At 62.6% G+C, this 8,473-nt stretch carries 9 protein-coding genes; 7 read left to right on the forward strand and 2 right to left on the reverse strand.

Annotated features, from left to right (window positions below; genetic code table 11):
- Both EN932_RS21910 and EN932_RS21915 read right to left on the reverse strand, forming a co-directional pair.
- The coding region (locus tag EN932_RS21910) for a DEAD/DEAH box helicase (RefSeq protein ID WP_127371027.1) at positions 1 to 671 on the reverse strand (671 nt) is incomplete at its 3' end.
- Positions 672 to 718: 47 nt separating this feature from the next.
- The gene (locus tag EN932_RS21915; RefSeq protein WP_127369036.1) at positions 719 to 1,609 is read right to left on the reverse strand and encodes a DMT family transporter; all 891 of its coding nucleotides are present in this window, start codon (positions 1,607 to 1,609) and stop codon (positions 719 to 721) included.
- Positions 1,610 to 1,637: 28 nt separating this feature from the next.
- Between EN932_RS21915 and EN932_RS21920 the strand changes: the two genes are divergently transcribed.
- The 7 genes from EN932_RS21920 to EN932_RS21950 all read left to right on the forward strand — a co-directional run bounded on the left by EN932_RS21920 (position 1,638) and on the right by EN932_RS21950 (position 8,264).
- The gene (locus tag EN932_RS21920) at positions 1,638 to 2,327 is read left to right on the forward strand and encodes a PIG-L deacetylase family protein (RefSeq protein WP_063169898.1); all 690 of its coding nucleotides are present in this window, start codon (positions 1,638 to 1,640) and stop codon (positions 2,325 to 2,327) included.
- Between the two features lie 277 nt (positions 2,328 to 2,604).
- Positions 2,605 to 3,936 carry an ABC transporter substrate-binding protein gene (locus EN932_RS21925; protein ID WP_027164284.1) on the forward strand — a complete coding sequence of 444 codons (1,332 nt, stop codon included), beginning with the start codon at positions 2,605 to 2,607 and terminating at the stop codon, positions 3,934 to 3,936.
- 109 nt (positions 3,937 to 4,045) lie between these two features.
- The gene (locus EN932_RS21930) at positions 4,046 to 4,993 is read left to right on the forward strand and encodes a sugar ABC transporter permease (RefSeq protein ID WP_013528078.1); all 948 of its coding nucleotides are present in this window, start codon (positions 4,046 to 4,048) and stop codon (positions 4,991 to 4,993) included.
- The gene (locus tag EN932_RS21935) at positions 4,990 to 5,940 is read left to right on the forward strand and encodes a carbohydrate ABC transporter permease (protein WP_013528079.1); all 951 of its coding nucleotides are present in this window, start codon (positions 4,990 to 4,992) and stop codon (positions 5,938 to 5,940) included. The genes EN932_RS21930 and EN932_RS21935 overlap by 4 nt, the downstream gene beginning before the upstream one ends.
- The gene (locus EN932_RS21940; RefSeq protein ID WP_013528080.1) at positions 5,937 to 6,143 is read left to right on the forward strand and encodes a hypothetical protein; all 207 of its coding nucleotides are present in this window, start codon (positions 5,937 to 5,939) and stop codon (positions 6,141 to 6,143) included. Before EN932_RS21935 ends, EN932_RS21940 begins: the two co-directional genes overlap by 4 nt.
- Positions 6,144 to 6,145: 2 nt before the next feature.
- Positions 6,146 to 7,258 carry an ABC transporter ATP-binding protein gene (locus EN932_RS21945; RefSeq protein ID WP_013528081.1) on the forward strand — a complete coding sequence of 371 codons (1,113 nt, stop codon included), beginning with the start codon at positions 6,146 to 6,148 and terminating at the stop codon, positions 7,256 to 7,258.
- Positions 7,251 to 8,264, forward strand: a complete 1,014-nt coding sequence (locus tag EN932_RS21950; RefSeq protein WP_013528082.1) for an ABC transporter ATP-binding protein — start codon at positions 7,251 to 7,253, stop codon at positions 8,262 to 8,264. Before EN932_RS21945 ends, EN932_RS21950 begins: the two co-directional genes overlap by 8 nt.
- Positions 8,265 to 8,473: the final 209 nt, after the last annotated feature.

The following is an 8,473-nucleotide window of genomic DNA, read 5'->3' on the forward strand; positions in this document are numbered from 1 at the left end:
AATGCAAGGACGCTGCCGCTCTCGTCGGCAAGGGCGGCGCGGATCGCCTTGGCCATCGCGTCCTCGATGGCGATGCCGGCCGGCCGTTCGTCATAACGGATATCGACGGGAAAGGCGCGACCCTCGCTTTCGACGACCGGCGCGCCCGACATGAGTTTGGCGACGCGCGCGCCGTCGAGCGTCGCCGACATCACAGCCAAGCGCAGATCCGGCCTGAGCGCCCCCTGCACGTCGAGCGCCAGAGCGAGACCGAAATCGCCGTCGAGCGAACGCTCGTGGAATTCGTCGAAAATGACAGCCGAAACACCGGGCAGTTCGGGATCGTCGAGGATCATGCGCGCCAGCACGCCTTCGGTGACGACCACGATCCTGGTCTTTGCCGAAATGCGGTTTTCCATGCGCATGGCGTAGCCGACGGTGGCGCCGGGTTCCTCACCAAGCAACTCAGCCATCCGGCGAGCGGCGGCGCGAGCGGCGAGGCGGCGCGGTTCAAGCAGGATGATCTTGCCGGCGCCGAGCCAAGGCGCGTCAAGCAGCGCCAGCGGCACCAGCGTGGTCTTGCCAGCGCCGGGCGGCGCCACCAGCACGGCGCTGTTGCCATCGCCAAGCGCTTCCCTCAGCGCCGGCAGCACGACGGACACAGGAAGCTCCGGCAGGGGTTTTGTGGTCATGGCGCCCGCATATCAGCGGTTACGGCCACGGCGCAACCAGAGTCGGTTCAAAGCCGGGTACGCGAAAACGGGTTCCAGCGCACGGTCCCCAGCCGCGCTTCCTCACGCACCATGGTCAACAGGCCGGCGCCGCCAACGACCGCCAGGCCAACCAGCGACAGCCCGTCCGGATATTCCTGGAAAAACAACGCGCCGAGGATCACCGCCCAGGCGATCTGCGAATAATGCGTCGGCACGACCCGGTTGGCAGGCGCGTATTTCATGGCCAGCAGTTGAAGGAATTGTCCACCTGCTGTGAAGGCACCGGCCGCCACCAACCACAGCAACTGCTTGCCGTCGGGAACGGTGAACGAGGTGGCGGCGGCACCGATGCCGTTGAACAGCAGGCCGTAGCCGACCAGCACGCCGAGCATGGTGGTGCGCTTTTCCTGCTGCGCCAGCGAGCGCATCAGGATGACGCTGGTGGCGGCGAGGAAGGCAACACCGAAGGCGGCAAGGTGGCCGAGATTGAGCTCGCGAAAGCCCGGCCGCACCACCAGCATGACACCGGCGAAACCGGCGACCACCGCCAGCCAGCGCCAGGGGCCGACCTTCTCCTTGAGGATCACCGTGGAGAGAATGGTGACGCAGAGCGGCGCCAGGAATATCAACGCATAGGACTCGGCCAGCGGAATGGTGGTGAAGGCGTAGACACTGAGCACGCCGGAAGCGATGCCCGCCCAGGCACGCGCCTGCACCGCCCATGGCCTTCTGGTGCGCCAGAAATCGCGCCAACGTTCGCCCGCGGGCCGCGTGAAGAACAGGAAGAAGCCCGCGAACAAGGTTATGAAAAAGCCGATCTCGAAGATCGTGAGCTGACCGCCCAGGCTTTTGACAACGGCATCGCTACCCGAATAGCTTGCGTAGGCGATCAGGGCGAGCAGGATTCCGTTCGTCACGTTGTTCCAATTCCGGGGAGAGAGTGGTTTGAAAATCCTGGCGCTCGGTGCGCATCCGGACGACATCGAGATCTTCATGTTCGGTACGATGGCCGCCTATGCTGCGCAAGGCGCAGAACTCACTTTTGCCATGGCCACGGATGGTGCCAGGGGCGGCACAAGTGATCCCGCTGTTCTCGCTCGTGTCCGTCGCGACGAAGCAACGGCCGCGGCCGCGCTGGTAGGCGCAGTGCCACGCTTCCTCGACTTCCCGGACGGCGAGCTGGTGGCCGATGCAGCGCTGATTGGAGCTCTGAAAGCACTGATCGGTCAAATCGGCCCGGATCTGGTGATCACGCATGCGCCCAACGATTATCATGCAGACCATCGCGCGCTGTCGGACGGCGTTCGTATCGCGGCGTCTTTCGCCGTCCCAGTGCTGCATGCCGACACGATGGGCGGCACCGGTTTTTCGCCGACGCACTATGTCGACATTTCCGCCCATGCCGACGTCAAGGCCGAGGCGATCCGCATGCATCAATCGCAGGATCCCGACCGCTTCGTCGACATTGCGCGGACACAGAACGCCTTTCGCGCCGGCCAGTGCAACGGCGCGCAAGGCTCATCGGCCGAAGCCTTCCGTTTCGAACCGTCGTTCCCGTTCGCCGATATCCGCGCGCTGCTGCCGCCGGCGCCGGCGATCCGCAAGGTGATGGTGAGCACCAGAAGGGTAGATTGAAAGCCGAGCCTGCCCCACGTCCCGGTCAGAATCGGCCTGAACAGCTTCGGTAAACCAGCCAGCGACCCGCGCTTTTCCCAACGTTTTCAGACATCGCCATAAGCATGCTGCGGCGCAGCAACGAATTCGCTTGCCTTGTTTAGTAAAAATTGCATCACTAAACAAATTACTAAACATCTGCAGTGTAACCGCGCAGCCATGTTTGGGCCCCTGAGGAGAGGGGTTGAGGGCTTTTTGAAACCGTCATCCGGGCGCGTTTCGCAAATGGGAGGAAGTCATGAAATCGAGCTTGAAACTGGCGTTGGGACTGACCTCGGCAATCACAGCGTCGACAGCCGTCGCGAACGTCGCGCACGCTGAAGACCTGACCCTGTGCTGGGCCGCCTGGGACCCGGCCAACGCACTTGTCGAACTGTCCAAGGATTTTACCAAGGAAACCGGTATCGGCATGAAATTCGAGTTCGTGCCGTGGACCAACTATGCCGACCGTTTTCTCAACGAACTGAACTCGCACGGCAAATTGTGCGACCTGATCATCGGTGACAGCCAGTGGATCGGCGGCGCTGCCGAGAACGGCCATTACGTCAAGCTGAACGACTTCTTCGACAAGGAGAAGATCAGCATGGACGATTTCGTGCCGGCAACCGTCGTCGGCTATTCGGAATGGCCGAAGAACACGCCGAACTACTGGGCGCTGCCGGCCATGGGCGACGTCGTCGGCTGGACCTACCGCAAGGACTGGTTCTCCAAGCCGGAACTGCAGAAGGAATTCAAGGAGAAGTACGGTTGGGATCTCGGCCCGCCAACCACTTTCGACCAGTTGAAGCAGGTCGCCGAGTTCTTCCAGAAGCGCGAGATCGACGGCAAGACCGTCTATGGCGCCTCGATCTACACCGAGCGCGGCTCCGAAGGCATCACCATGGGCGCCATGGACGTGCTCTACAGCTATGGCTTCCAGTACGAAAACCCCAAGAAGCCCTATGAAATGGAAGGCTTCGTCAACTCCGACAAGTCGGTCAAGGGGCTGGAATTCTACAAGGCGCTCTATGATTGCTGCACGCCGCCCGGTGCCTCGAACAGCTACATGGGCGAAGGCGTCGATGCCTTCAAATCCGGCCAGGTGGCGATGCACATGAACTTCGCCTTCACATGGCCGGGCCTGCAGAAGGACGAGAATGTCGGCGGCGACAAGATCGGTTACTTCGTCAACCCGAAGGGTCCCGACGGCGAGCAGTTCGCCCAGCTCGGCGGCCAGGGTATCTCCGTGGTGTCCTATTCCGACAAGCAGGAGGCGGCGCTGAAATACATCAAGTGGTTCGCCAACAAGGATGTGCAGGCCAAATGGTGGTCGCTCGGCGGCTATTCGTGCCTCAACGCGGTGGTCAAGGATCCGAAGTTCCCGGCCAGCCAGCCCTATGCGCAGACCTTCCTCGACTCGATGGCAATCGTGAAGGACTTCTGGGCCGAGCCGAGCTACGCCCCGCTGCTGCAGGCTTCGCAGAAACGCTTCCACGACTATGTCGTCGCCGGCCAGGGTTCGGCCAAGGATGCGCTCGACGGCCTGGTCAAGGACTGGACCCAGGTCTTCCAGGACGATGGCAAGATGTAACCAGCTCCTCCCGAGCTAAGCCAAGCATCCCGTGCCGCCCCTTGGCACGGGATGCAGTTCAGATAAATTCCATGACAGAGACGACCAAGTGACCGAAGCAGGACTCACCATGCTCAATCGGACCGCGGAGAACGTTGCCCGGGCGACCCCGGAACCGTTGGCCCGCAAGGTCCGGGGCATCAGCGACAAGGGCCTCGCCTGGCTGTTCATCTCGCCGACGATCCTGTTGCTGCTGGCCATCAACATCTTCCCGCTGTTCTGGGCGATCTATCTGTCGTTCACCAACTACCGGGCCAACCGCCCGAACGAGGTGGTGAAAAATCTCGGCCTTGCCAACTACCAGCGCATCCTCGGCGACAAGGATATCTGGATCGCCATGCAGACGACCGCGCATTTCGTGTTCTGGACGATCCTTTTGCAGACGCTGATCGGCTTCACGCTGGCCTGGCTGATCGACAGGAAGTTCCGAGGCCACGCCTTCTGGACGACGCTGATCCTGGTGCCGATGATGCTGTCGCCGGCGGTGGTCGGCAATTTCTGGCGCTTCCTCTATGAGCCGCAGATCGGCCTGTTCGCCTATGCGATCTCCTTTGTCACGAGGATTCCGCCGACCGATATCCAGATGCTCTCCAACGTGTCGCTGGCGCCCTGGTCGATCATCATCGTCGATACCTGGATGTGGACGCCCTACGTGATGCTGATCTGCCTCGCGGGCCTCCGCTCCATCCCCGAATACATCTACGAGGCGGCCGAGGTCGACCGCGCCTCGAACTGGCGGCAGTTCTGGTCGATCACGCTGCCGATGGCGCTGCCCTTCATCATGCTGGCGGTGCTGTTTCGCGGCATCGAGAACTTCAAGATGTTCGACATGGTCAATCTGTTGACCGGCGGCGGGCCGGGCTCGACGACCGAGGTCGCCTCGATAACGCTGAAGCGGCAGGCTTTCGAAAGCTGGCGCACCGGTTATTCCTCGGCCTTCGCCATCATCCTTTTCGTGGCGGTGTTCGGCCTGGCCAACATCTACGTCAAGGCGCTCAACAAGGTGAAGCAGAGATGAGCCTGACCACAGCCCATTCGGTCGTCGCACCGAGCAGCAACTCGAAACGGATCGCCGGCACGATCATCGTGCTTTACGCACTGATCTCGATCGTGCCGCTGCTGTGGATCTTCGCCACCAGCTTCAAGACGCCGCCGGATTCGATTGCCTATCCGCCCAAGATCCTGTTCCAGCCCAGCCTCGAGGGCTACTGCAATTTGTTCACGACGCGGACCCGGCAGACGCCGGAATACATCAACTCGCTGGGCCCGGCGACGGGCTTCTGCGACGAGACCACGCGCAAGCGCAACATGGTGATCGCCGGTCCGTCCAATTTCCTGCCGCGCTTCGTCAATTCGCTGATCATCGCCTTCGGTTCGACCTTCTGCGCCGTCTTCCTCGGCACACTGTCGGCTTACGGCTTTTCGCGCTTCAAGGTGCCGCTCGCCGACGACCTCCTGTTCTTCATCCTGTCGACGCGCTTCATGCCGCCGATCGCCGTCGCCATTCCGATCTATCTGATGTACCGCGAGCTTGGCCTGTCGGACACCGCGCTCGGCATGATCCTGCTCTACACGGCGGTCAATGTGTCGCTGGCTGTCTGGCTGCTGAAGGGCTTCATCGACGAGATCCCGCGCGAATATGAAGAAGCGGCAATGATCGACGGCTACACGCGGCTGCAGGCCTTCTGGCGCACCGTGCTGCCGCAGGCGACGACCGGCATAGCCGCGACCGCCATCTTCTGCCTGATCTTCGCCTGGAACGAGTATGCGTTCGCAGCGCTCCTGACCTCCGGCACGGCGCAGACCGCGCCGCCCTTCATCCCGACCATCATCGGCGAAGGCGGCCAGGACTGGCCGGCGGTCGCGGCCGGCACGACGATCTTCCTGGTGCCGATCCTGGTTTTCACCATCCTGCTTCGCAAGCAATTGCTGCGCGGCATCACCTTCGGCGCGGTGCGCAAATGAGCTTGACCAAGCCTGGGAACCGCAAATCGCGCTGGCCGGCCTGGGCACGGCGCGGGCTGATGGAAAACATCGCGACAGCGCTGATCGCCATCGGCTTCCTGATGCTGTTCCAGCCCTTCGCGCTGTCGCTCTACACCTACTCCTTCATCACCATGCTCGCTGGCACCGTGATGTTCATCATCGTCTCCAAGTTCCCGGAATAATCATGGCCGAAATCCGTGTCCAGCACCTGAGAAAGGCTTTCGGCGATTTCGTCGCCGTGCAGGATTCCAACTTCGTCGTCGAGGATGGCGAGTTCTTCGTCATGCTCGGCCCGTCCGGCTGCGGCAAGACGACGACCTTGCGCATGATCGCGGGGCTTGAGCTGCCGACCGGCGGCCAGATCCTGCTCGGCGGCGACGACGTTACCATGCTGCGGGCCCGCGAGCGCGACATCGCCTTCGTCTTCCAGCTGTTCGCGCTCTACCCGCACATGAATGTGCGCAAGAACATCGGCTTCCCGCTGCTGGCGCAAGGCATGCCTTCGGCCGAAATCCGCACGCGGGTCGAGGAAACGGCGAAGCTGCTGCGCATCGACCATCTGCTCAACAAATCCGTCTCCGGACTTGCCGGCGGCGACCGCCAGCGCGTCGCGCTCGGCCGCGCCATCGTGCGGCGGCCAAAATGCTTCCTGATGGATGAGCCGCTGGGAACCCTTGACACCGAATTCCGCGATTTGATGGTCCACGAGCTGCGCGAACTGCACAACCGCATCCATGCCACGACGGTCTATGTCACGCACGACCAGATGGAAGCGATGTCGATGGCCGACAAGATCGCGGTGATGAACCATGGCGTCATCGAGCAGTTCGGAAGCCCGCGCGAAATCTATGACCGCCCGGCGACCATGTTCGTCGCCGACTTCATCGGCTCGCCACCGATGAACTTTTTGGGATTTGGCGGCGGGCTCGCCAAGGGCGCCAGGGAGATCATCGTGCAAGGCGCGAAGGTCGCGGTGCCGGAGGTGCGCGAGGACATCGCACCTGGCGACATGGCGCTCGGCATCCGCCCTGAACACATCCGCTTCGACGACGCCTCAAAATTGCGCGGCGCCATCTACGGCACCGAATATCTCGGCACCACGCAGATCGTCGCGGTGGAGACGGCGGATGGCATCATCAAGGCACGCGTACCGGCCGAAATCAGGCTCGCCACCGGCGACCATGTCGGCCTGACGCTGAGCAGCGCGCGGCTGTCGCTGTTCGAGAAGGGATCGGGCCGCGCGGTGAGAACCGCGATCCACGATGTCGCCTCGGAACGGAGGGCCCAGCATGGCTGAGGTGCACATCAAGAACGTGACCAAGAGTTTCGGCGACCATGTCGCCGTCGACGGCCTCGACCTGCACATAGCAGATGGTGAATTCGTCGTGCTGCTCGGGCCAACCGGGGCCGGCAAGACGACGACGCTGCGGCTCATCGCCGGGTTGGAACGGCCGGACAGCGGCACGATCGAGATCGGCGGACACAATGCCACGACGCTGTCGCCGGCCGAGCGCGACACCGCCTTCGTCTTCCAGCAATATTCGCTCTATCCGCATCTGTCGGTCTTCGACAATCTCGCCTTTCCGCTGCGCTCGCCGGCGCGGAAAATGCCGGAAGACCAGATCCGCCGCCGGGTCGAGGAGGTGGCGAAGATGGTGCGCATCCATCACAAGCTCGCCAACCGCTCGACCAAGCTTTCGGGCGGCGAAATGCAGCGCGTCGCCATCGGCCGCGCGCTGGTGCGCAAACCGTCCATCTATCTGATGGACGAGCCGCTGTCATCGCTCGACGCCAAGCTGCGGGCGGATCTGCGGCTCGAGCTGAAGCGCATCCAGACCGAGCTCGGCGCCACCATGCTCTACGTCACCCACGACCAGATCGAGGCGATGACGATGGCAGACCGCATCGGCATCCTCACCGAGGGCGTGCTGGTGCAGATCGGCTCGCCGCGCACCATCTATTCAGAGCCGGCAAACCTGCATGTCGCGGCGAGGCTCGGCCAGCCGGCGATCAATCTTCTGCCGACCGGGCTGCTGCCTGACGGCGGCGCACCGGCCGGCACCAAGACGATCGGCGCGCGCACCGAGCATCTGACGATCGCGAAGGCCGCGAATGGCCATGCTGACGGCGTTGTCGACTGGGTCGAGCATCTCGGTGACCAGAACCATTTGCATGTGACGGTAGGCACCAAGAAACTGGTGACGCTGACCGATCCCGACACGGATCTGGCGCAGGGCGACAAAGTGGTGATCCGCTACCGGGCGCCGCTGTATTTCGGCGCCGATGGACAGCGATTGATGTGAGCGGTTTTCGGTGATTCAGCACCGGTTTTGACTTTGCCAGTACGGGACGAATCGATGAAGCACTTTTTCAATCGCAGGGAAACGATCGTCACCGAGGCGCTGGACGGCCTGCTACGAACCATTGGCTCCGGCGATCTCGCGCGCCTCGACGGCTATCCCGAGATCAAGGTCGTCCTGCGCGCCGACTGGGACAAGACGAAAGTCAGTGT

It is taken from the genome of Mesorhizobium sp. M7A.F.Ca.US.002.01.1.1 (assembly GCF_004022955.1).
Classification (GTDB): Bacteria; Pseudomonadota; Alphaproteobacteria; order Rhizobiales; family Rhizobiaceae; genus Mesorhizobium; species Mesorhizobium ciceri.

Coding starts and splice junctions, on each gene's coding strand:
- EN932_RS21925 (WP_027164284.1), top strand. CDS start 2,605: ATGAAATCGAGCTTGAAACTGGCGTTGGGACTGACCTCGGCAATCACA.
- EN932_RS21930 (WP_013528078.1), top strand. CDS start 4,046: ATGCTCAATCGGACCGCGGAGAACGTTGCCCGGGCGACCCCGGAACCG.
- EN932_RS21935 (WP_013528079.1), top strand. CDS start 4,990: ATGAGCCTGACCACAGCCCATTCGGTCGTCGCACCGAGCAGCAACTCG.
- EN932_RS21940 (WP_013528080.1), top strand. CDS start 5,937: ATGAGCTTGACCAAGCCTGGGAACCGCAAATCGCGCTGGCCGGCCTGG.
- EN932_RS21945 (WP_013528081.1), top strand. CDS start 6,146: ATGGCCGAAATCCGTGTCCAGCACCTGAGAAAGGCTTTCGGCGATTTC.
- EN932_RS21950 (WP_013528082.1), top strand. CDS start 7,251: ATGGCTGAGGTGCACATCAAGAACGTGACCAAGAGTTTCGGCGACCAT.